The 21230-nt window shown below is 57.9% G+C and carries 18 protein-coding genes, 1 other RNA gene and 1 pseudogene; 15 read left to right on the top strand and 5 right to left on the bottom strand.

What is annotated here, in order from left to right:
• Positions 1-95 precede the first annotated feature (95 nt).
• A complete protein-coding gene (gene purD, locus ABWH92_RS02790) occupies positions 96-1346 on the bottom strand; it encodes a phosphoribosylamine--glycine ligase (RefSeq protein WP_375571944.1) in 1251 nt (416 codons plus the stop codon).
• An 80-nt stretch (positions 1347-1426) separates the two neighbouring features.
• On the opposite strand from purD, the gene ABWH92_RS02785 reads away from it, so the two are divergent.
• The gene (locus ABWH92_RS02785; protein ID WP_375571942.1) at positions 1427-1696 is read left to right on the top strand and encodes a DUF6460 domain-containing protein; all 270 of its coding nucleotides are present in this window, start codon (positions 1427-1429) and stop codon (positions 1694-1696) included.
• Positions 1697-1749: 53 nt separating this feature from the next.
• Here ABWH92_RS02785 and ABWH92_RS02780 read toward each other — a convergent pair whose 3' ends face one another.
• Positions 1750-2670, bottom strand: coding sequence for a histone deacetylase (locus tag ABWH92_RS02780; protein WP_375571941.1), 921 nt, complete (start codon positions 2668-2670; stop codon positions 1750-1752).
• A 259-nt stretch (positions 2671-2929) separates the two neighbouring features.
• Here ABWH92_RS02780 and ABWH92_RS02775 point away from each other — a divergent pair, with 259 nt between their 5' ends.
• The 4 genes from ABWH92_RS02775 (at position 2930) to ABWH92_RS02760 (ending at position 9295) form a co-directional block, all read left to right on the top strand.
• Positions 2930-4960 carry a putative bifunctional diguanylate cyclase/phosphodiesterase gene (locus ABWH92_RS02775; RefSeq protein WP_375571939.1) on the top strand — a complete coding sequence of 677 codons (2031 nt, stop codon included), beginning with the start codon at positions 2930-2932 and terminating at the stop codon, positions 4958-4960.
• Between the two features lie 335 nt (positions 4961-5295).
• On the top strand, positions 5296-6987 hold the full coding sequence (locus ABWH92_RS02770; RefSeq protein WP_375571937.1) for a BCCT family transporter: 1692 nt from the start codon (positions 5296-5298) through the stop codon (positions 6985-6987).
• Positions 6988-7330: 343 nt separating this feature from the next.
• Positions 7331-7897, top strand: coding sequence for a cytochrome b (locus tag ABWH92_RS02765; protein ID WP_375571935.1), 567 nt, complete (start codon positions 7331-7333; stop codon positions 7895-7897).
• Between the two features lie 18 nt (positions 7898-7915).
• Positions 7916-9295, top strand: coding sequence for an MATE family efflux transporter (locus ABWH92_RS02760; protein ID WP_375571933.1), 1380 nt, complete (start codon positions 7916-7918; stop codon positions 9293-9295).
• On the opposite strand, the gene ABWH92_RS02755 is transcribed toward ABWH92_RS02760, so the two are convergent.
• The gene (locus ABWH92_RS02755; protein WP_375574168.1) at positions 9265-10011 is read right to left on the bottom strand and encodes a 16S rRNA (uracil(1498)-N(3))-methyltransferase; all 747 of its coding nucleotides are present in this window, start codon (positions 10009-10011) and stop codon (positions 9265-9267) included. The two genes, ABWH92_RS02760 and ABWH92_RS02755, sit on opposite strands and share 31 nt — an antisense overlap.
• A 55-nt stretch (positions 10012-10066) precedes the next feature.
• On the opposite strand from ABWH92_RS02755, the gene xseA reads away from it, so the two are divergent.
• From xseA to ABWH92_RS02740, 3 genes are all read left to right on the top strand, one after another.
• On the top strand, positions 10067-11650 hold the full coding sequence (gene xseA, locus ABWH92_RS02750; RefSeq protein WP_375571931.1) for an exodeoxyribonuclease VII large subunit: 1584 nt from the start codon (positions 10067-10069) through the stop codon (positions 11648-11650).
• A gap of 462 nt (positions 11651-12112) precedes the next feature.
• Entirely contained in the window at positions 12113-13093 is a 981-nt protein-coding gene (locus ABWH92_RS02745) for a LuxR C-terminal-related transcriptional regulator (RefSeq protein WP_375571929.1), read from the top strand.
• A 217-nt stretch (positions 13094-13310) separates the two neighbouring features.
• On the top strand, positions 13311-14201 hold the full coding sequence (locus ABWH92_RS02740) for an adenylate/guanylate cyclase domain-containing protein (protein WP_375571927.1): 891 nt from the start codon (positions 13311-13313) through the stop codon (positions 14199-14201).
• Positions 14202-14225: 24 nt separating this feature from the next.
• Here ABWH92_RS02740 and nudC read toward each other — a convergent pair whose 3' ends face one another.
• Complete coding sequence (nudC, locus tag ABWH92_RS02735) at positions 14226-15185, bottom strand: NAD(+) diphosphatase (protein ID WP_375571925.1); 960 nt, start codon at positions 15183-15185, stop codon at positions 14226-14228.
• Complete coding sequence (locus ABWH92_RS02730) at positions 15182-15592, bottom strand: HIT family protein (protein ID WP_375571924.1); 411 nt, start codon at positions 15590-15592, stop codon at positions 15182-15184. The genes nudC and ABWH92_RS02730 overlap by 4 nt, the downstream gene beginning before the upstream one ends.
• A gap of 80 nt (positions 15593-15672) precedes the next feature.
• Between ABWH92_RS02730 and ffs the strand changes: the two genes are divergently transcribed.
• The 7 genes and pseudogenes from ffs to ABWH92_RS02695 all read left to right on the top strand — a co-directional run bounded on the left by ffs (position 15673) and on the right by ABWH92_RS02695 (position 21209).
• Positions 15673-15770: signal recognition particle sRNA small type (gene ffs / locus ABWH92_RS02725), an RNA gene on the top strand.
• Positions 15771-15808: 38 nt separating this feature from the next.
• Complete coding sequence (locus tag ABWH92_RS02720) at positions 15809-17617, top strand: DNA polymerase III subunit gamma/tau (RefSeq protein ID WP_375571922.1); 1809 nt, start codon at positions 15809-15811, stop codon at positions 17615-17617.
• Positions 17605-17928 (top strand): YbaB/EbfC family nucleoid-associated protein, encoded by a 324-nt coding sequence (locus tag ABWH92_RS02715; RefSeq protein WP_375571920.1) that lies wholly within the window; start codon positions 17605-17607, stop codon positions 17926-17928. Before ABWH92_RS02720 ends, ABWH92_RS02715 begins: the two co-directional genes overlap by 13 nt.
• A gap of 97 nt (positions 17929-18025) precedes the next feature.
• Positions 18026-18631: a recombination mediator RecR gene (gene recR, locus ABWH92_RS02710; RefSeq protein ID WP_375571918.1), complete on the top strand. Its 606-nt coding sequence runs from the start codon at positions 18026-18028 to the stop codon at positions 18629-18631.
• A gap of 64 nt (positions 18632-18695) precedes the next feature.
• Complete coding sequence (locus tag ABWH92_RS02705; RefSeq protein ID WP_375571916.1) at positions 18696-19865, top strand: DUF418 domain-containing protein; 1170 nt, start codon at positions 18696-18698, stop codon at positions 19863-19865.
• A 3-nt stretch (positions 19866-19868) separates the two neighbouring features.
• Positions 19869-20060, top strand: a pseudogene (locus tag ABWH92_RS02700) (recombination protein RecR); the annotation flags it as partial.
• 75 nt (positions 20061-20135) lie between these two features.
• Positions 20136-21209, top strand: coding sequence for a hypothetical protein (locus ABWH92_RS02695; protein WP_375571914.1), 1074 nt, complete (start codon positions 20136-20138; stop codon positions 21207-21209).
• Positions 21210-21230 lie beyond the last annotated feature (21 nt).

The raw sequence follows: 21230 nt of genomic DNA, 5'->3' as shown, positions 1-21230 counted from the left end.
CCACGAGTGGGAGGGGAATAGATGACGAGCCACCACTGCCAACCCTCCCCTTGATGGGGAGGGTCGAAGCAAAGCTTCGGGGTGGGGTGTCTAAATCACAACGCCCGCCAGCCGATATCGCGGCGGCAGAATCCCTCCGGCCAGTCGATGGCATCCACGGTGGCATAGGCCTTGTCACGGGCCTCCTGCAGCGTTGAACCACGCGCTGTCACATTGAGCACCCGTCCGCCGATGGCGCGTAGTGTGCCATCATCATCACGCGCGGTGCCCGCATGAAACACCATCACATCTCCGTTGCTCTGCTCGGGTAAGGTGATTGATGATCCCTTGGCGTAGCCACCTGGATAACCTTGGGTGGCCATCACGACACTCATCACCGGATCCTCGTTCCAAGGCATGGTGACGCCGGAAACATCCCCGTTGGAGCAGGCCATCAACACCTCAGCCAGATCACCAGCAAAGCGCATCATCAGAACCTGGCATTCTGGGTCGCCAAAGCGGGTGTTGAACTCAATCAGTTTCGGGCCATCATCTGTGATCATTAATCCAGCGAAAAGCACGCCTTTAAACGGGGTGCCCCGCGCGGCCATACCGTCCACGGCTGGTTGGACGATCTCTGCCATGGCCCTGGCGGTCATCGCGTCGCTCATCACCGGAGCGGGTGCATAAGCCCCCATGCCGCCGGTGTTGGGGCCCGTGTCGCCCTCTCCAACGGCCTTGTGGTCTTGCGCTGAACCAAAAAGCACGGCCCGTTCTCCGTCGCAAAGGGCAAACAGACTTGCCTCCTCGCCCACCAGACACTCTTCGATGACAACGCTTGCGCCAGCGGCACCAAGTGAGCCTTCAAAGCATGCGGTAACAGCCGCCCGCGCTTCATCGCGTGTTTGCGCGACGGTCACGCCTTTGCCGGCTGCCAAGCCGTCTGCCTTCACCACAATCGGCGCAGAGTGCGCGTCCAGATACGCCAACGCCGAGGCTTCGTCGGAGAAGTGTGCGTAGGCAGCTGTTGGGATGTTCATTTCATCACAGAGCGCTTTGGTGAAGGCTTTTGAGCCTTCCAGCTGCGCGGCCGCCTGGCTTGGCCCAAAGGCCGCCGTGCCACTGCCTTCCAGATCATCAACAAGCCCCGCCACAAGCGGTGCTTCAGGCCCGACCACCACCAGATCAACAGCTTCGATGGCGCAGAAATCCGTCACCGCTTCAAAGTCATCAATGTCGATATCCACCGAGCAATCGATGCCGCCATTGCCTGGCGCGCACCACACCTCTTCGCAGCTCGGTGCGCGTTGCAACGCCCAAACCAGGGCGTGCTCGCGGCCGCCGCTGCCGATCACCAAGACACGCATTTTCTGATCACCTTGCAAGTTGGCGGTTAGCTTGCCACATGCTGGCAACGCTTATTTTCGTCCCATAGGGGAGACCAAACATGTCCAACGCCGTCAACCGATTCCTTGGAGGATCGCCGATAGGTGTGTTCATCAAGCTGCTGTTGATCTCGCTGCTTGTGGGTGTGGTTCTCTCAGCCTTGGGGCTGACACCGCTGAGTCTTGTTGAGTTCGTGGTCGATTTCTTCCAACGGATCTGGAACCTCGGCTTTGAAGCGCTGGGGCAATTTGGCGATTGGATCCTGCTAGGTGCGACGCTCGTGATCCCCGTCTGGTTCATTATGCGGTTGCTTGATCGAAGCAATCGCTAGTCAGAAGCTTTCACAGGAGAAGTGGGAACCAGTTTTCCATCCGACGAAAGTGATCAACAATGGGTATCCAAAAGATACTGGACCATCGCTTTGTGGATGGTTGCGTGGCGCACACCCACAGCATCATGATCCGCGCCATAGCCACCACCAATCACAGCGGCCAGCGGCAGACCGCGTCTGCGTACCTGATCAATGACAAAGAGATCGCGGGCCATAAGCCCGTCTGACGAAAGGCTAAGCCGACCGAGCTTGTCCTCGCGATGCGGGTCGACCCCAGCATTGTAGAACACGATATCGGGATGGAACCCATCCAATGCGCGCGGGATCGCAGCCTGAACAACATCCATGTAGGTCGCATCCTCTGTGCCATCGTCCAGCGCGATATCCACATCGCTCACGGCCTTTGTGTCGGGATAGTTGCGCGCACCGTGCACCGAGAGTGTCATCACACTTGGGTCCTGCGCAAAAATGCGCGCGGTTCCATCGCCCTGATGCACATCCAAATCAATGATCAACGCCTTGCTGATCTCCCGGTCCGCCTGCATCACACGGGCGGCAACAGCCACATCATTGAAGACGCAAAACCCCGCCCCTTGCTCAAAGCGCGCATGGTGCGATCCTCCCGCCGTGTTGGCCGCCATGCCGTGTTCCAGAGCCAGTTTGCCGGCGAGCACTGTGCCAGCGGTCGCAAGCCGTCCGCGTCGCCCAACATCAGCGGTGATCGGCAAGCCGATATCTTTCTCAATCTGCCGCGGCACCGAGCCATTGTTCACCCCATCCACATAGGCGGCGCTGTGCGCGAGCCTTAACCAGCCATCGGGTGCCTCGCGCGGTTGGTGAAAGCCGTCGGGCACCAGCCCCTGCGTCTTCAGGTGCGCCGCCAGCGCCCCGAACTTGCGCATGGGAAAGCGATGCCCGTCGGGCAGCTCTGCGACATAACCAGGGTGATGAACGATGGGAAGGACAGGTGGCATCCTGGCCGATATAGGCGGCAGAGAACAAAAAGCGAAGGGAGTTGGAGGTGGCCGTCACTTGCCGCCGATTTCATTTCGATTGCGCGCAATGCTGTTAACGAGCGATAAGCCAAAATCCCATGTAACCGGGCTGAAAGTGCCGGAAACTGGGGCCGACAAAGCCTTCATTAAGGTGGCCATTGTACCACGATAGCGCGTTCTGAACGAGAAGAAGACGGTTCAATCATTCCCGGCAGGGCGCTTTGAGGGGACGCGGATTGTGGCAAGCAAAGACAACGCATCGAACAAGACGGATGATCCGTTTGCGCTTGCGCGGCGGTTAAAAACGCCTGTTTGGGTGTATGATACAGACAACACCCGCATCGCGTTCGCCAATGAAGCAGCTTTGAGCATCTGGCAGGCCGACAGCGAAGAGCAGTTACGCACCCGCGACCTCAGCGAAGGCATGTCCTCGACCGTCGCCAAGCGCTTGAAGCAGTATCAGAACGATTTTTATGCCAGTGATGCTGAGTTCAACGAGATCTGGACGATCTATCCCGGTGGCGTGCCGCACACGTTGAACATCTCCTACACCGGATTCATCATGCCTGATGGTCGCATGGCCATGATGTGCGAGGCCAAAGGCGAAAGCGAAGAGCGGTCCGAAGCGCTGCGCAGCGCTGAAGCCTTGCTGCACACGGATGTCATGATCACCCTATGCGCGTTGGATGGACGGCCTCTTTATATGAATCCGGCGGCGCGCAATGCCGTTCCGGCGACCATGACAACCTTCAAAGACCTATTTGCGCTGAGCTCTGACTTCAAACATGTGACGCGCAGCTGGCAAAGCGAAGGAGAGTGTCGCCATGTGGCCCAAGTGCGCACCGCTCAAGGTTCGCGTTGGTTCGACTTCAGCGTCAAACGGTGCCTGGACGCTGCCACCGGCGATCAGGCGCTGCTGGTTACCGCTATGGACGTTTCGGAGCTGAAGAATGCCCGCGACCACGCCCGTTACTTGGCCGATAGGGATCAGCTGACGGGGTGCTACAATCGTTCCGCCATTCAGCAGCATATGGACGGGTTGCGCGACAATGCCGAGACATCCTGCCAAGACTATGCACTGCTCTTTCTCGACATCGACAAGTTCAAGCAGGTCAACGACACCTTTGGCCACGAGGTGGGCGACACGATCTTGATTGCCTTTGCAACGCGCGTTCAACAGCAGCTGCGAAGCTCCGATATCATGGCCCGCATGGGCGGCGATGAGTTCGTGGTTTTGCTCAATGATTTCAGCGATGTGGACGTACTGCGCCGACGGTTGGATGAGATTTGCACCCATGTGCGTGCGCCGGTTGACTGCGGATCGGTTCAGCTCGACATCACCACCAGCATCGGCGCTGCGGTCTTTCAGCTAACCCCTGATATGAGTTGGTCGGCCATCATGAAGCAGGCCGATATCGCACTCTACCATTCCAAACGTGTTGGCAGGAACGCTTTCACCATTTTCGATGAAAGCCTGGGCGCAGAGGCCGATGAGCGCATCTGGCTTGAGAGCGAAATCAAAAAGGCGCTCGCCAGTGATGCGTTCACGCTGCACTACCAGCCAAGGTTCGACATCCGCACCCAGACGATCGTTGCCGCTGAAGCGCTGATCCGCTGGAAGCACCCTGATCGTGGCTACATTCCACCCAATCGCTTCATCCCTGTTTGCGAGGAGATGGGCGTGATCGATCAGATTGGTGACATGGTCTGCCGCAAAGCGTGCGAGCAACTGAATATTTGGCACCGTCAAAACATCGCAATCGATGTGTCGGTGAACATCTCACCCAAACAGTTTCAATCCCCAGGCATAGTCACGCTGTTTGAAGAGGTGGCGGCCAAGGCTGAGTTTCCAACCCGGTGTCTGGAACTGGAAATCACTGAAACCTCTCTGTGTGGCGATGATGCGGAGGTGGCCGAGAAAGTGCACCGCATCACTGAGCTCGGCTTCCGTCTGGCGCTCGATGACTTTGGCACTGGCTATTCCAACCTCGTGCACATCTCCCGCTTTCCGGTGCAGTGCGTGAAACTCGACATGAGCTTTGTGCAAAAACTTCCTGAAACCGGACCGTTGCTGCAATTGATCTTTGCCCTGGCCAAGCAGATTGGCGCTACCACCGTGGCCGAGGGTGTAGAACGGTCCGAGCAGTTGGAGTGGCTGAAACACCACCACTGCGATGAGGTCCAGGGCTTTTTGTTCAGTCAGGCTGTGCCCGCCGACGAACTGGCCAAGATGTTACCGGTAGGTTTTATCGAAAAATCAGTGGCGTAGAAGAAGTCTATGCGTCCTTGCATGATGACTGCTGTTGGTCAGATCAAGCACGCTTACCGGCCATTCGAAAGATCGGACGAGCCCTTCATCAAAGATAGCCTGACTGATCTCACTGGCCTGTCAGACGGTCCCACCGCGCCGCGCCCGCCGTGCCAGATTTGCTGGATGAACAAAGCCCAATCCAATCCCGTTTGAGCTCGGCCCTTGGGGCTTTTTTGCAATTACCCAAAGCGCCTGCTACCTAAGGTCGCCGACATCGTTCGGTAAAACCAAGCCCAAACAGTTTTTATTCGGTCAGCCAAACTTAAGGTTGTTCGTCAGACCCTTGAGGATTCATGGCTATTAAACCACCCATCACCGACCTTCCCATCCGCGTTGCCAAGTCTGGCTTTTATCGTGGTTTCACCAAAGATGTGACCATCACCGCCAAGATCCTTGTGGGTGGTTTGATCCTTTGGGCCGTCGCCTTCCCCGACCAGGCTGCCGGCGTTCTCGGTGCGCTGAACAGCATCATTCTGGCTTCATTCAACTATTGGTACGTCTACTCCGTCGCTTTCTTTCTTGTGCTCTGTTTTGCCTTGGCGCTGTGGCCAGCAGCCGGGCGCATGAAGCTGGGTGTTGACGAAGACAAGCCTGAATTCACCAACTTCTCTTGGTTCTCCATGATGTTCGGCGCTGGTATCGGCATCGGTATGCTGACCTTCGCAACCGCCGAGCCGATGTACCATTTTGCGGCAAACCCTGCGACCATTCAGGGTCTCACCGAAGGCAGCACAGCAGGCAATGTGCGCGATGCCTATATCTGGTCGTTCACGCATTGGGGTTTGGCTGCTTGGGCCTGTTACGCCATTGTTGGCCTGGCGTTGGCATTCTTTTCGTATCGCCGGGGTTTGCCGCTGACGATCCGCTCAGCTCTGACGCCAATCTTTGGCCAGAGGTTGTCTGGTCCCGTAGGCCATGTGGTTGATATCGTCGCTGTGGTGGCCACTGTTCTTGGCGTTGCTCAGACCCTGGGCTTCGGTGTCGAACAGTTTATCTCTGGCCTGTCACGCATTGGATTCGGTGACTGGCTTTTCAGTGTGAACGAGGCTGGCGAGCGCTCATCATCAACGCTTGGTATCATCTTTGCGCTGATCATCATTATGGGCGCATCCACCCTTTCCGCCCTGTCCGGTGTTGGTAAAGGCATCAAGTGGCTGTCCAACATCAATATGGGTTTGAGCTTCTTCATCCTAGCCTTTTTCCTGCTGTTCGGATCGACGTTCTTCGGGGCACAGGCCCTTCTGGTCGGCCTCTTCGACTATCTGGTGTCGATCCCAGGCAACTTCCTGACCGTTTGGGCCGCTGACGGCACCGAAACCGGCGATGCTTTGGCCAGTTGGCAGGGCGGCTGGACCATTTTTTACTGGGCTTGGTGGATTGCGTTTGCACCGTTTGTCGGTGTGTTCCTTGCCCGCATCTCCAAAGGACGCACAATTCGTGAGTACGTCCTGGGCGCGATGATGATCCCAGCGGTCATGTGTTTCGTCTGGTTCGCCTTGGTTGGTGGTACTGCCATCGATCTGGAGCTAACCGGAATCGCCGATGGCGCAATCGCTGGCGCAGGCCAAGCCGACCAGCTGTTCGCGATGCTTTCGGTCATGCTCAGTGACGGGCTTGCTTACATCATGTCCGTCGTCGTGGTGATCTTGCTTCTGACCTATTTGGTCACCTCTGCCGACAGTGCCGTGTTGATCATCAACACGATCAACGCTGCTGGCGATGAAGGGCCCAAGGCGCGGCCGCACATCCTCTTTTGGGGTGCAGCGCTTGCCTTCGTGGTTGGCGGCTTGATCATTGCTGGGGGTCTTGGGGCCATTCAGACGGCCATGGTGATCGGTGCTCTACCCTTTAGCCTTGTGATGGTGCTGATGGGTCTTTCGCTGATCCGTGCCATCTACAAGGATGGGCAACGCGAAAAGCTTGGTCTGCCGACCACATTTGTGAGTGACGAGGAGACCGGCCCGGCGACCGCTCCTGCGGAATAGTCAAGCTGAGTGTTTCCAACAAAAGCAGCACGCCTCGGCGTGCTGCCCCCATCTTTCCAATTGGCCAGCTTGCTCCACGCTATCCTTTGATCGGTGTTCGCCATAGCTGTGCGGCTGTGAGCCAAATCTTGCCCGCGCCGGTCGATTTTTCCAAAACCAAGGCAACGAAACGCTGTGTCACAGGTGAAGCTGTAAGGCTGGGACCAACTAACCAAAAGCGGGTTTAAGGGCACGGGTCCAGGCGTCTTCTAGCCTATCCCGTTGAGTAGTTTTCCTTCCCGTCGATTCCGGTATAGCGTCCCGGTTTTGGTTGACCGCAAATGTGCGTGAGGGGGGTGAAAAGTTGGGTCTTAGCAACACGCAGGAGGGCTATGGTGCCCTCACCAAGCTTTTCCATTGGCTGATCGTCATTCTGTTCGCGCTCCAATATGTGGGCGGCAACATCATGACCGACATGGCGCGCGGGGAACTGGTTCTCGGGTTAACGCAGGCCATCTATTACAACTGGCACAAATCCTTGGGCCTTTTGGCCTTGGCCATTGCCATACCCCGCCTCATCAACCGCAAGGTCGGGCAGCTGCCGGACTGGGCTCCAACACTGTCACAAGGTGAGCAGCGCTTCATTCACCGCGCCGAGCAGGTGCTCTATGCGGCGATGTTCATCATGCCTGTCTCTGGTTATCTCTATGTGATGGCGGGCGACTTTGGAGTGAACCTTTTTGGCGTGTGGCGGATGCCAAATCCCATTGGCAAATGGGAAGAACTGGCGTTCATCGCCAAATGGACCCACATCATCTCAGGCTATGTGCTCCTAGCTGCTATCATCGGTCATGTCGGTCTTGTGTTGCGGCATCAGCTGTTCCTCAAAGACGGACTCTTGATGCGGATGCTTCCTCAGAAGAAATCCTAAGCGACTGCCTTACTTGAAATGACAGAACGGTCCGCGACACAGACCGAGGATTTCTCGGTCACCCACCGCTCGGTGTTCGCCATCGCTGCGCCGATGACACTGGCGTTCATCTCCACGCCCCTGGTGGGTCTGGCCGACACGTGGACCATCGGTCAGCTGAGTGACGCCGCGCTCATCGGCGCCATCGCCATTGGCGGCATCATCTTCGATATCCTGTTCGCCACCATGAACTTTCTGCGCTCGGGCACCACGGGCCTGGTTGCTCAGGCATTTGGTGCCAGGCGTAGCCGCGAGGAAGCGGCCATTCTCGCCCGCGCGTTGATCTTGGCATTGGGCATCGGCTTGCTGGCCATCCTGCTCCAAACGCCGCTCCTTCAAGCAAGCCTGTGGTTCATTGGTGGCACCGAGCGCGTGCAAGAGGCGGTGATCGTCTATTTCTCCGTGCGCATTCTGGCAGCGCCACTCACGCTCTCCAACTATGCCGTGCTCGGCTACTTTTTGGGTCGTGGCGAAGCGATGACGGGTCTTGCACTGCAAACGGTGCTCAACCTCACCAACATCGCGCTCAACATTCTGTTCGTGCTGGTCTTCGACTGGGGGGTGGCGGGTGTCGCGTTCGCCAGCGTTTTGGGCGAGCTGGTGGCTTTGCTGCTTGGGCTGGTTCTGGTTTGGCTGCGCCTTAGAAAATCTGCGCTTGAAAATGGGGGTTGGCCGACCCGGGCCGAGGTGCTCGATCGCGCTGAGCTTGTCCGCATGATGGGCGTCAATCGCGACATCATGATCCGCTCTTTTGCGCTGCTGTTTGCGTTTGCCACCTTCACCCGGCTGTCAGCCCAACAGGGCGAGGTTGTGCTGGCAGCCAACGCGATTTTGGAAAAATACTTCCTTTTGGCGGGGTATTTTTTGGACGGCATGGCAACAGCTGCTGAGCAGCTTGTCGGACGCGCGGTCGGTGCACGGCGGCGCAAACCGTTTGTGCGGGCGGTGAAACTTTGCGCTTTTTGGTCGATCATCTTTTCAGGCTTTGCCACCGGCGTCTTTTTCCTGGCGGGTGGAGCTTTGCTAGACTTCATGACGCCTGCGGAAGAGATCCGCGAGGTTGGGCGTCAGTTCCTGGTGTTCGCATCGCTCACGCCCATTATCGGCATGGGCGCTTTCCTGATGGATGGCATCTATATCGGCGCCACCTGGTCACGGGATATGCGGAATATGATGCTGGCTTCGCTGGCGCTGTTTTTGGTTGCCGCCTACACGTTGACGCCCGCCATGGGGAACACCGGTCTTTGGTTGAGCTTGCTGTTGTTTCTAGGCGCGCGCGGCATCACGCTCGGCCTGATCTTGCCGCGCCGGATGGATGAGACGTTTCCTCAGGTGCGCCAGTCGCCCGCCACCAGCTGAATGACTGTCAGCGCGGCCACCGCTGCAGTGTCGGCGCGCAGAATCCGAGGACCAAGTGAGATGGCATGGGCAAAGGGTTGCGCCAAAAGCAGTTCGCGTTCTTGCTGGCTGAAGCCACCTTCTGGACCAATCAAAACCGCCTTGGGCTGGTCGCGATAGTCCGCCAACAGTCCGGACGGAGACGATACGAAAGCGATTTCGTCACACCAAAAAAGCGGACGGTCCGCTTCCCAAGAGCGGACTAACGCCTCCAATGAGCAGACCGTCTGCAGGGTTGGCACCGCCAAAACTCCACATTGCTCCGCCGCCTCAATGATGTTGGCGTTGAGTTTGTCGGTCCGTATTTTCTGGTTCTGGGTGTGCTCGGTGATCACCGGGCGGATGGTTCCGGCACCCATCTCGACCGCCTTCTGCACCATCCAATCCATGCGCTCTTTTTTGATGGGAGCGAAGAGCAATGTCAGATCATTGAGCGGGGTTTGCGGTCGCGTTTGGCTGAGCACGCGCAGCGATCCCGCCCGCTTGCTTTGCCGAGTCACTTCCACCCGCCATTCGCCGTCTTTTCCATTGAACACCAACAGCGTAGCGCAGGTCTCCATGCGCAGAACGGTCAGCAGATAGTGCGCATGTGCCTCTGACAAAGCGTGCTCTGCGCCTTCTTGCAGGTCGTGCTCCACAAAGAGCCTCTGGCTTTTGAAATCCACTCTGGGGGGCATCAACGCATGCTCCGAAACCCTTGCTCCGAATCGATGGGCGCGGCAGGGTGCTCGCATGAGCGAGACCCCATCCAACACGCCCGAATACTCCGTCAGCGAGATTTCCTCCGCCGTCAAGCGCACCGTTGAAGATGCGTTTGGCTATGTGCGGGTGCGCGGAGAGTTGGGACGGGTCAGCCGACCTGCATCAGGGCATATCTACACCGATCTGAAAGATGATCGCGCTGTGCTTTCCTCTGTCATGTGGAAGGGCACGGCCAGCAAGCTGACCTTCAAGCCTGAAGAAGGTTTGGAGGTGATTGCCACCGGACGCATGACCACCTTTCCGGGGCAGTCGCGCTACCAGCTGGTAATCGACCGGATCGAGCCAGCAGGCGTCGGTGCGCTGATGAAACTGCTGGATGAGCGCCGCAAAAAGCTCGCCGCCGAGGGCCTTTTCGCTGAAGAGCGCAAACAGCTTTTGCCTTTTTTGCCAAAGGTCATTGGCGTGGTGACGTCACCCTCCGGCGCCGTGATCCGCGATATCTTGCACCGCCTGTCAGATCGCACGCCCGCCCATGTTCTGGTCTGGCCGGTACGGGTGCAGGGCGAGACCAGCGCTAAGGAAGTGGCGAACGCCATCCATGGCTTCAACGCACTTGAGCCGGGCGGGCCGATCCCCCAGCCGGACGTGCTGATCGTTGCGCGTGGTGGCGGCAGCTTGGAAGATCTTTGGTCGTTCAATGAGGAAGTGGTTGCCCGCGCTGCGGCTGAAAGCATGATCCCGCTGGTCTCAGCGGTTGGCCATGAGACCGATTGGACGCTGATCGACTATGCCGCCGATGTGCGCGCGCCCACACCAACTGGCGCTGCGGAAATGGTGGTGCCGGTGAAGGCCGACCTGGTGCTCACCGTTGATGATCTTGCCCGCCGCCTGACGGCCTCAGCACTAAGAGGCGTCGAAACCCGTCGCCGCGATCTGCGCGCGCTGGCTCGAGCTCTACCCCAGCCGGACGCGCTTCTAACAACGCCGCGCCAGAGGCTGGATCAGGCGAGCCTACGCTTGGCCCAAGCGCTGACACGCGGGACATTAACCCAGCGTGGCAGGCTGGACCGCGTGGCAGGGAGGCTTACTCCGCGCATTATCACGCAAGGCATTGCCGAGCGGCGTCAGGGTGTTCGTGTCCAGGGCGACAAGCTCACCCGCGCCCTGGATCAGCGTCGCCAACGGCAAAAAGATCGGCTGGCCAATCTTGGCAGCCGCGTATCTCCACGCGCTGTGGAACGGCTGGTGGGTGAGGGGCAAAAGACGCTGGCCCGCTTAGACGCAGCCATGTTGCGCGCCATGCGCCAGCAGCTAACCGTGAAGTGGGACAAGGTCGCCCAACGCGCGAAGCTGCTTGATGCGTTCAACTACCGCCGCGTGCTGGACCGTGGCTTTGCGGTTATCCGCGATGAAGCGGGCACTCCCCTCCGCCAGGTCGCAGCGCTGGATGCGGCGGGCGCGGTGCAGATCGAACTGGCCGATGGCACCCGCGATGCGATTGTTGGTGAGGCGACAGGCGGTTCGCCGCCTAAGGTTTCCAAGCCCAAATCGGCCAAACCTAAGCGCGTCGTCGATGCCCGTCCGACACCCAAGCAGGAAAGCTTGTTTGATTAGACTGCTGCCTCGACGTCTACAAAGAGCGGAAGTGGAGATTCGAGAGTTCAAACAATTGGACCCACAGAGCCGTTGCCTCAGTAAGCAATAAAAATCAAATTGATCGTAGCAGATTGCAAAGTTTGTCATCCCTGCGGGTGACTGCCCTTGTTCCTGACTGGGGTTAAGCCTTCTCCAGAAAGAAGTTCGTCATGGAGATGGCTGGAATGTCGGATTGGGATAGGCTGCGCCGCAACAGCAACAAAGTCGGCCATTTTGCCGGAGTTACGGTGGAGGACCAGGACGCCTATTTTCATTTTTTTGGAGGCGCGTCCAAAACCAAGAGGTCGCGGGTGAACGTGTATGTCGTGAGGTTGCGTGCGACGATAAAGAACACTTGGGTCAGATGGTTTTCGAACGGAGCGGCAGCCCGTCAACATACCATCCGGTTGCCCAGACCCCTGTAAATGGCGTCAATATACAATGGAACAGAACTCTCAATTTTCAGCTGATCAGCGCGAGATACTCGATGTCATAGAAGCGGATCTTGATAGCTACATGGCTCGCGACAAAGATCGCTGGCTAGAAAATTGGGTCACCAACGAAGAATTTCATAGTATAATGGAGTGTGGAACGCTCCAGATTGCCAATGGATTTGCCACTTTCCGGGACAACATTTTCGAGGCAATGGAAATTGAGCCTGAGGAAATCAAGGCGAATGTTACACGGGAAAACATCAGGATATGGGTTCGCGGCGATTTAGCCTGGGCCACCTTTGATCAAGTCATCGTCGAAACACAAAATCCACGCGCCCTTGCTAGTCTTTCCAACAATTTTCGTTTGTTGGAGCGACGTGACGGGCGTTGGCAGATCGTTTTCCACGGCGTATGGTCGCAACCCCTGCGAGATACGGCCTCTCCGACACTGGAAGTTACCGCTAACTGCAGTGTTGTTTGGATGAACCAGGCGGCTTCAATGGCTCTAGAGAGCTTTCGAGCGCTGAGGTTAAGTCAGGGCACGCTGCGTGCTGCAAACCTGGACTGGGATCGTGAACTCAGACGACAGGTTGCGAGAGCACACGAACTAACAGCCTTTGCAAAATACAACCGCGCTGCCTCTGCTGGCGGTGGCTCTGTTACACTGCCCGTCGTCCTGGGAGAAAATGATGAGGGCGCCTCGCTGGTTTGTTGGGTGAAGGTTGCCGACGGGCGCGTCTACGTCCTCTTTGGCAACCATCCAAACCTCGACCAGCAGATTGATATCGCACGCATCATCCATGCGCTATCAGATGCGCAAGCTGAAACCATTAGGATGATCGCAGCTGGCTTTGACGTGGCAGGCATTGCTGAAGAACTCGGCATATCGATCAACACGGTGAAAACGCACCTCAAAAGGGTCTTCGAAAAGGTTGAGGTCAGCAGCCAGGTGGAACTTTTGAGAAAGCTTGTGAGCTTTAGTGTCTAAGGCTTATGAGCAGCGAGAGTGTCTCGTGCGCTTGGCGAGTGGATCGTACAGCAGTTCACAAATCCTCATATGGCACAGCATATATTGATGGGAGAGCAAACTGCTGTATTGGCCAACCGCTTTCTACCCGCGCACATAGGTCGACTCTTTCCATTATTGATCAAACCTGCAAAGCCTTTTCAGGTCAGATATCAGGACGTTCGAGGATTCCGCAGCCTTGGATCACGCAGATTCAACCAGCTCTGAGAGCAAGACAGGTGCCGTTCTTTTCGCCGATGTATCTGGAAGCACGCCGCTCTACCAAAAGGTGGGCAATCAACAGGCGGCCGCCATCATCGGCGCTTTTCTGGAGCACCTGAAGGCCATCGTTGCACGTCACGGCGGTACCTTCGTGAAGTCCGCCGGTGACGACATATTGTGTTGGTTTTCCTTACCCAACGACGCTCATCTGGCCGCATACGAGATGATCCAGGCCACCGGAGAGGGCGACCTTAAAGTGCATGCGGGCTTGGAGTCGGGCACGTTTGTTTGCCTCGACAGCGACATTTTCGGGGACTGCGTAAACGCCGCAGCTAGGTTGTGCGCGCTGTCCAATTCACGTGAGGTGCTTGTTGGCGAGGCCTCTTTCAAGAATCTGGCTCTGGTGAGCAAACGACACTATGTCAGCATCTCGCCTTTTCGTTTGAAGGGACGACGTGAAGCATCGCGCGTCTACTCGTTGCAAATTGAAGGCGATGGGGATCGAACCCAGATTCTGGATCCCGATCACAAGGAGAATGCCGCACCCAAAGCCGTGATCGACTATGAAGGGCGGCGTTGGGAGATCAGCGAAGGCGAGCCACTGAGTGTCGGGCGTCTGCCCGAGAACGCCCTTCAGGTGCTTGTTCAAACTGTCTCTCGACAGCATGCGACGATCCGGCTGGCAAACGGCCTGGTGGAGTTCGAAGACCACAGCTCGTCAGGAAGCCTGGTGGTAAGCCAGTCTGGCGAACAACTGGTTGTGCTGCGCCGAACCGTCGTTCTCAGCGGTGCTGGAACGATAGCTTTGGGAGTGAAGTCCGACGACCCACAGGCGCCCCGCCTGTTCTATGAGATCGAGGCGCCTTGAGCGGCCTCATTGGTGACAGGCGCCTCACACCCCCAAATAGTCATCCAACAACGCGCGGGCGATGGCGAGTTTTGGGGGTATGGAAATCAGCCCTGCGTCACGCGGGTTGGGCGCATAGGCATGCAGTTCGTCTTTGGAAAACCAGCGCGCTTCGACAAGCTCGGCCTCATCCAACGTGATGTCGCGCGCCAGTGCTTCACCCTCAAAACCCATCATCAGCGTTGAGGGGAATGGCCAAGGCTGCGAGGCTTTGTAGGTGATGCGGCCCAGCGGAATGCCTGCTTCTTCCAGCACCTCGCGCCGCACCGCATCTTCCAGAGTCTCGCCCGGTTCCACAAACCCGGCAAGGCAGGAGAACATGCCCGCTGCAAACTTTTCCTGACGGCCCATCAACACATCGCCGGTTGCCGGGTCCACCACATTCATGATCACCACCGGATCGGTGCGCGGAAAATGCATCGTACCGCAGTCATCGCAGCGTCGCCGCCAGCCAGCCTGTTCATTGCGCGTGATGCCGCCGCATTTGGCGCAGAACTTATGCCGCAAATGCCAGCCCGTCAGTGAAGCGGCTTCTGCGAGCAGCCCAAGATGATGGTCCAGAATGTCGAAGCTTTCGGCGAAAGGCCGCAACGGTTGTTGCGCGGGCGGCGTGGTGGCAAGACCGCCAACATCTTCGGTGCTTTCGGATGCTTTCAGCGTGTAGGCGTAGACCGGCCCGTCGGCATCCTCACCGCAATAGACGCGTGTTTCAGCGTCGACATCGGCCGAAAGCTTGGCGTGGTACATGCGGTTCGGACCGTGATCGCCCTCCACCAGTGCCGCGCCATCAAACAAAAGGAAGCGCGCTTTGGCCTCCTGGGCATCCAGGAAAGCATCATCATCACGCCGGTCGCCATGACGATCGGTGCGCCCGCCGGAAAAGCCGGTCTTGGCGGCGAGTTCCGCGCGTGGCAGGCTGGCAAAAAGGGCGGCCACACTGCTCATGCTGACCACCCAAGACTTGCCCGGACGCTCTGCGCCCAGTCAGGCAGAGTATCAAGTGGTTCAGCTTCGCCGACACCCCATATTGGGCCTGGCCAGGCGGCATCGTCTTCAAAGCGGGCGATGATGTGCACGTGCAGCTGCCGCACCATGTTGCCCAGAGAGGCGACATTCAGCTTGTGGCATTGGGTGACTTCGCGCAGGGCCAAAGAGGCCGCGCGTATGTCGGCCATCACGCGGGTTTCATCGTCCGGCGACAGGTCCACCAGATCGGCCAGATCATCGCGTTTTGGAATGAGGATAAGCCAGGCAAAGCGTGCATCGCGTGAAACGCGTAATAGGCTCATATCGGTCTGGCAGAGGGGAAGGCTGTCGGCGGCAAGCCGCGCGTCTAGGTTGAAGTCCGTCATGAACGCTCTCTAGCACCTTCTTGGGTAAGGTCCAGCACGGGAACTGGACAAAGCCAACCCCGCATACGATATAGGGAGTGGAAGGTTGGCGGCGGACGAGCCGCTCGCCAATCGGGTCAGGTCCGGAAGGAAGCAGCCCCAACGAGTTTTCCGGTTCGGGTCGCCGTTCCAGCCTTCCACCCTTTTTCCTCGCAGGATCAGGACCACCGGGCGCGCATGGCCGACAGCACCACCACCGCTGAGACGCATGAGAGCGGATACCGCGTTCTCGCCCGCAAATATCGTCCCGCCAATTTTGATGATCTGATCGGCCAAGAGCCGATGGTGCAGACGCTGCGCAACGCGTTTGAGATCGGTCGTATCGCCCAGGCCTATATTCTGACGGGCGTTCGCGGCGTGGGCAAAACCACCACAGCGCGCATTCTGGCCCGGGGCCTCAACTATGAGACCGAGGCTGGCGATGGCGCGCCGACGGTTGATCTCTCTGCCATGGGCATTCACTGTGAAGCGATTATGGAAGGCCGCCATGTCGACGTGATCGAGATGGATGCCGCCAGCCATAACGGTGTCGGCGACATTCGCGAGATCACCGATGCGGCGCGTTATTCACCGGTGTCAGCGCGTTTCAAAGTGTACCTGCTTGATGAGGTGCACATGCTTTCCACTGCAGCGTTCAACGCGTTGCTAAAGACGCTGGAAGAGCCGCCTGATCATGTGAAGTTCATCTTCGCCACCACTGAGATCGGCAAAGTGCCGGTGACCATTCTTTCCCGCTGCCAGCGGTTCGATCTGCGCCGCGTGGAAGTGCCGATGATGATGGCGCACCTGGCCAAAATCACTGAAGCCGAAGGCGCATCAGCTGAAGAGGATGCCATCCGTCTGATTGCACGGGCATCCGAAGGCTCGGTCCGTGATGGTCTGTCGCTTCTCGACCAAGCGATTGCCCACACCGGCGCCAGCGCGGATACGCCAATCACCGCTGAATCCTTGCACGATCTTCTGAACCTGGCCGATCAAGCAGCGACGCTCACGTTGTTTGAAGCGGTCATGAAGGGCGACAGCCAGGCCGCGCTCAGCCAGCTTGCCGAGGCTTATGGACGTGGTACGGACCCAGCGGGATTGATCGCTGACCTAGCGGAGATTGTGCACGCGGCAACACGCGCCAAAGTCATGCCGGATCACCCGTCTGACGCACTGACCGGCGACAATCAGGCACGACTGGCCGAGATGGCCAAGAATCTCTCTGTGAAGGTGCTCTCGCGCGCCTGGCAGATGCTTTTGAAGGGTCTCGACGAACTCTCACGCGCGCCCAAACCGCTGATCGCTGCGGAAATGATCCTGGTACGGCTCTGCTATGTCGCCGATCTGCCAACGCCCGACGAAGCGATCAAAGCGCTGGGTGACGGCGCGCCCTCCGGCACCAGCATCCCGCAGCCGTCCGCTCCTTCACCGTCGAATGGCGGTGGCGCACGCGCATCCCTGGCTCTGGCACCGCAAAGCGAGTCACCGGCACCTGTTGCCGTTCAGGCTCCAAAGGCCGAGGCCAAGCCGCAGCCTGTCGTGCTGCGCGATTTGGATGCTTTGATCGCGCTCGCCGAAAAGAACGGCAACCGCGCGCTGCCACCGCTGATCCGCGCCTATATCCGTCCGGTCTCATTTGGCGAAAACCAGCTGGAGATTGGGCTCGCCGCAGGCGCGCCACAGGCTTTTGTGGGGGACCTCGCCGAAGCGCTGAAGGGCTGGACCGGCACGCGCTGGATGATCTCGGTGAACAGCCAGGCCGACGCACAAACGTTGAACGAGCTGGCCGCTGAGCGCGAAGTGGCGCGTAAGGCCGATGCCAGCCAACACCCAACGGTGCAGGCCATCATGGAGGCGTTTCCTGGCGCAACCATCACCGGCGTACGCAGCATCAAACAAGACGAGACAGGTGATGTGCCGGTTGAAGACACCGGTGACGCACCCGATATCGACGACACATTGAACGACATTGACGATGAGGACGAGCCGCCATGGACATCATGAAAATGATGAAACAAGCCAAGGACATGCAGGAAAAAATGCAAACCATGCAGGCTGAGATGGCCGACGAGACCATTGACGGGTCTGCAGGCGGCGGCATGGTCACGGTCACGTTGTCAGGCAAGGGCGAGCTCTCTGGCCTCAAGATCGACCCATCCTTGCTGGTACCTGACGATGTTGAGATTTTGGAAGATTTGCTCATCGCCGCACACAGCGATGCCAAGATGAAGGCCGATCAGATGATGGCTGAAAAAACCCAAAGCATGATGCAGGGCATGGGTCTGCCACCCGGCATGAAACTGCCAGGGATGTAAGAAGCAATGTCAACAAAAGGCCTGCCCCGGACGCGATCCGGGGTTGCAGACTTGTGCGCTCGCGACAGCGCGTTGTGAGAAAAGCGTTCGATAATCGATGAGCGATCATACTGTTGGCCCTGAGATTGAGCGGCTTATTCAGCTGCTCGCCAAACTGCCGGGCCTTGGGCCACGTTCGGCCCGCCGCGCCGCCCTGCATCTCGTCAAACGCAAAGACCAATTGCTCGGACCCTTGGCCGAGGCGATGGCCATCGCGCGTGACAATGTGATGGAGTGCGAACGCTGCGGCAACATCGATACCGTCAGCCCCTGCACGGTGTGCACTGACCCGCGCCGCGAGGATAGCGTGCTGGTGGTGGTCGAGGATGTCGCCGATCTCTGGGCGCTGGAGCGCGCCAAAGCAAGCCGGGGTCGCTACCATGTGCTCGGCGGCGTGCTGTCCCCGCTTGATGGTGTCGGGCCGGATGATCTTTCCATTGAATCCCTGGTGGAACGCGCCACGGCTGCTGACGTGCGCGAGGTGATCTTGGCCATCAACGCCACGGTGGAGGGCCAATCAACGGCCTACTATCTCACTGACCGGCTGGTGAACTGCGGCGTGTCCGTCACACGCCTTGCCCATGGCGTGCCCGTCGGCGGTGAGCTGGACTATCTGGATGAGGGCACCCTTGCGGCTGCCATGAAAGCCCGGACAGAAGTATAGCCGTCGCTTTGCCAAGGGAACACACAGGGCCGTCGCCCGATCAATCGACCTGTAGGGTGAGCCAATGAGCACACATGATCGCGCGCTGATGCCGGATTATCTCCGGCTCATCGCCTTGTTCGGCATCGTGATCGTCAACGTCCAATACATCGCTTTTCCCGCGCTGGGAGACTTTGCTGAACCCCTTGGCGAGACCACCGCTGACAGCGTTGCCCTTTGGCTGGTCAACGGCCTGGCGCTGCTAAAAACCTACGGCTTGTTCTCCTTCATGTTTGGGGTGGGTCTCGGGTTTTTGATGCGATCTGCGGCACGACGTGATTTGCCGTTTGGGCCGCTTTATCGCAATCGTATGATCGGCTTGCTACTCCTCGGCCTTGCCCATGGGTGCTTGTTCTATCCCGGCGATATCCTGGTCATCTACGCCGTGACGGGCTCGATCCTCTACGTCTTGAGGGACTGGACAGTACGCCACCTTGTTCAGGTCGGGGTTGGACTTCTGGTCTTACAGACGGTTGTTGGCACGCCGTTGTTTCTCGCCCCGTCCTCAACACCGGCTGATGTGATTGAGCTCGAACGCTTGATCAACACAGGAGGCAGCTTCCTTGATGCGTTGACGTTTAGAAGCATTGGCTTTGCCCTTTTCCTTCCGGTTTTCTTGATCGCGCAGGGCATCTCCGCACTTGGCTGGTTCTGCCTTGGGCTGGCCGCGGTGAAATCGGGCATGATCGATAACGCCGCCCACCCGCTTTGGCAGCGGGCACGACGGGTGTGTCTGTTACCTGGCGTTTTGCTTGGCCTGTTGGGGGCAGCTTTGTGGCAATGGGGGCCAGGTGGTTTTGGCAGTTGGGGTGGTTTTAACGGCGCTGGAACACTTGGTGCTGCGCTCGTCATCATAGCGGCGCCCATTGCAACGTTCGGCTATCTGGGCGTGATCGCAGCGCTTGCTCGCCCACCTGGCCCGATCCTCGGGCGAGTGTTGGCCGCCGGAGGATCAAGCCTCAGCATCTATCTTGGCCAGTCGATCATCCTGACAACCATCTTTTCCGGCTATGGGTTGGGGCTATGGGATGAGGTTGATCGCGTAGCAGCCACCGCAATCGCCGTGTTGGTCACCATAGCGTTGATCGCTACGCTGTCGGTTTGGCGTATCTGGTTCAAAACCGGACCATTCGAATGGGTGCTTCGGCACGTAACCTATGCTGGGGTGAACAGGCAGGCATCAAAAAGCACCTGAGCTATCGCTTTGCGTTCATTCGTTGAAGGACTGGGTTACCAGTCAACGTCCTGCCACCTCACCGACCGGCTGGTGAACAGCGGCGTCGTGGTCACCAGCCTCGCGCACGGCGCGCCGATGGGCGGCGAGCTGGACTATCTGGATGAGGGCACCCTTGCGGCTGCCATGAAGGCTAGGACGCAAGTGGAGGGGTAGGGTTTCCGTTTACTTTTTACTACTGATCAATAATGCTATCAAAAACTCAGTATTCACGGGGATTGTTGATAGCTAGTGTCAGATAAAAAGCGCTTCACAATTACCTACTCGGCTTCGAACAACATTGAGTTTTCGAGCCGAAGCGCGTTAACGGCGCATTTGTCGCGGCAAGAAAAAATTTGGCAACCGTTTTTGGCTTCCCTGCCCAACCATGGAATTCTCCAAAACGTTGGGCTTCAAAGCGGCAGCACCAGCGGCCAAACGATGGCCAACGTCTTTGAAGTTCTGAAGGAGCAATCTGAGAATTCTGAAAAATTCAACCGCTCAATGAAGATGTTTGGGGGACGTGTTGCCATTCCGCCGTCAGACGACTCGATTGAAGGTCAGCTTGTTCTCGGCCTCTTTGCCAACAGTCGCCTCGACGATGCCATCTCGGCGTACCTATGGTTTGTGAACCACGACATTCGCATCAATGCGCGAGGGAACAAGACACTGGAGCAGGCCATCGGGCGCGGTCACAGCTTGGCGACCGCAGCTTATGCCAGCGCAGCTCTCCCATTTCAAAAGACAAGCTCTCAGAAACTTGCAGGTGCGGCAAGGACTGCAGCTTCTCATGCATCTGCCTTGTTGGATGAGGTTGAGAAAGCGCAGCAAATAAATGCCAGTCATTCGGATCGGTTGACCGAATTTCGCGAGTCTTTGGTTACTCGATCAAAGCGTATTGAGTCTGTCTTTGTTGACCGCGAGAAACGACGAAAGCGGCGTTATTCCCATTGGTTGGAGGAGGCAGAAGATGACGTTTCTGCTGCCATCCAAAACGCTGAAAAGCAGATCTCGGTTCTGGATCACAACGCGCAAGTACAGAACAGTGAGCGCGATGCGGAATTTGAGCGCCTCAAGGAATTATTTTTTCAGCAGCTTCAGTTCAAGGCTCCCGTAGCGCTGTGGAACAAGCGAGCAGCGGAGCACAAGAAACAATCAAAAAGTGCACTAGTACTGTTTGCGATCGGCACCTTGATCGCAATTGGCGCTGGGACAATCGTTCCGTTTTGGGGGGCGACTACATTGCCGACAGTTTTTTCGTTGAGATCTGCCGAGGACCCGAACCAAGCAACTGCTCGCGGGAATTCTCCGCCAAGGGACCGCTGACCGTTTCTGGTCTTTTGGTTG

Source organism: Ahrensia marina (assembly GCF_042140245.1).
Taxonomy (GTDB): domain Bacteria; phylum Pseudomonadota; class Alphaproteobacteria; order Rhizobiales; family MH13; genus MH13.
Note: the sequence above shows the minus strand (reverse complement) of the source record. Positions and strands in the feature narration are given on the sequence as shown.

Coding starts and splice junctions, on each gene's coding strand:
- ABWH92_RS02760 (WP_375571933.1), top strand. CDS start 7,916: ATGACAGAACGGTCCGCGACACAGACCGAGGATTTCTCGGTCACCCAC.
- ABWH92_RS02770 (WP_375571937.1), top strand. CDS start 5,296: ATGGCTATTAAACCACCCATCACCGACCTTCCCATCCGCGTTGCCAAG.
- ABWH92_RS02755 (WP_375574168.1), bottom strand. CDS start 10,011: ATGCCCCCCAGAGTGGATTTCAAAAGCCAGAGGCTCTTTGTGGAGCAC.
- xseA (WP_375571931.1), top strand. CDS start 10,067: ATGAGCGAGACCCCATCCAACACGCCCGAATACTCCGTCAGCGAGATT.
- ABWH92_RS02715 (WP_375571920.1), top strand. CDS start 17,605: ATGGACATCATGAAAATGATGAAACAAGCCAAGGACATGCAGGAAAAA.
- recR (WP_375571918.1), top strand. CDS start 18,026: ATGAGCGATCATACTGTTGGCCCTGAGATTGAGCGGCTTATTCAGCTG.
- ABWH92_RS02720 (WP_375571922.1), top strand. CDS start 15,809: ATGGCCGACAGCACCACCACCGCTGAGACGCATGAGAGCGGATACCGC.
- nudC (WP_375571925.1), bottom strand. CDS start 15,185: ATGAGCAGTGTGGCCGCCCTTTTTGCCAGCCTGCCACGCGCGGAACTC.
- ABWH92_RS02780 (WP_375571941.1), bottom strand. CDS start 2,670: ATGCCACCTGTCCTTCCCATCGTTCATCACCCTGGTTATGTCGCAGAG.
- ABWH92_RS02745 (WP_375571929.1), top strand. CDS start 12,113: ATGGAACAGAACTCTCAATTTTCAGCTGATCAGCGCGAGATACTCGAT.
- ABWH92_RS02705 (WP_375571916.1), top strand. CDS start 18,696: ATGAGCACACATGATCGCGCGCTGATGCCGGATTATCTCCGGCTCATC.
- purD (WP_375571944.1), bottom strand. CDS start 1,346: ATGCGTGTCTTGGTGATCGGCAGCGGCGGCCGCGAGCACGCCCTGGTT.
- ABWH92_RS02785 (WP_375571942.1), top strand. CDS start 1,427: ATGTCCAACGCCGTCAACCGATTCCTTGGAGGATCGCCGATAGGTGTG.
- ABWH92_RS02730 (WP_375571924.1), bottom strand. CDS start 15,592: ATGACGGACTTCAACCTAGACGCGCGGCTTGCCGCCGACAGCCTTCCC.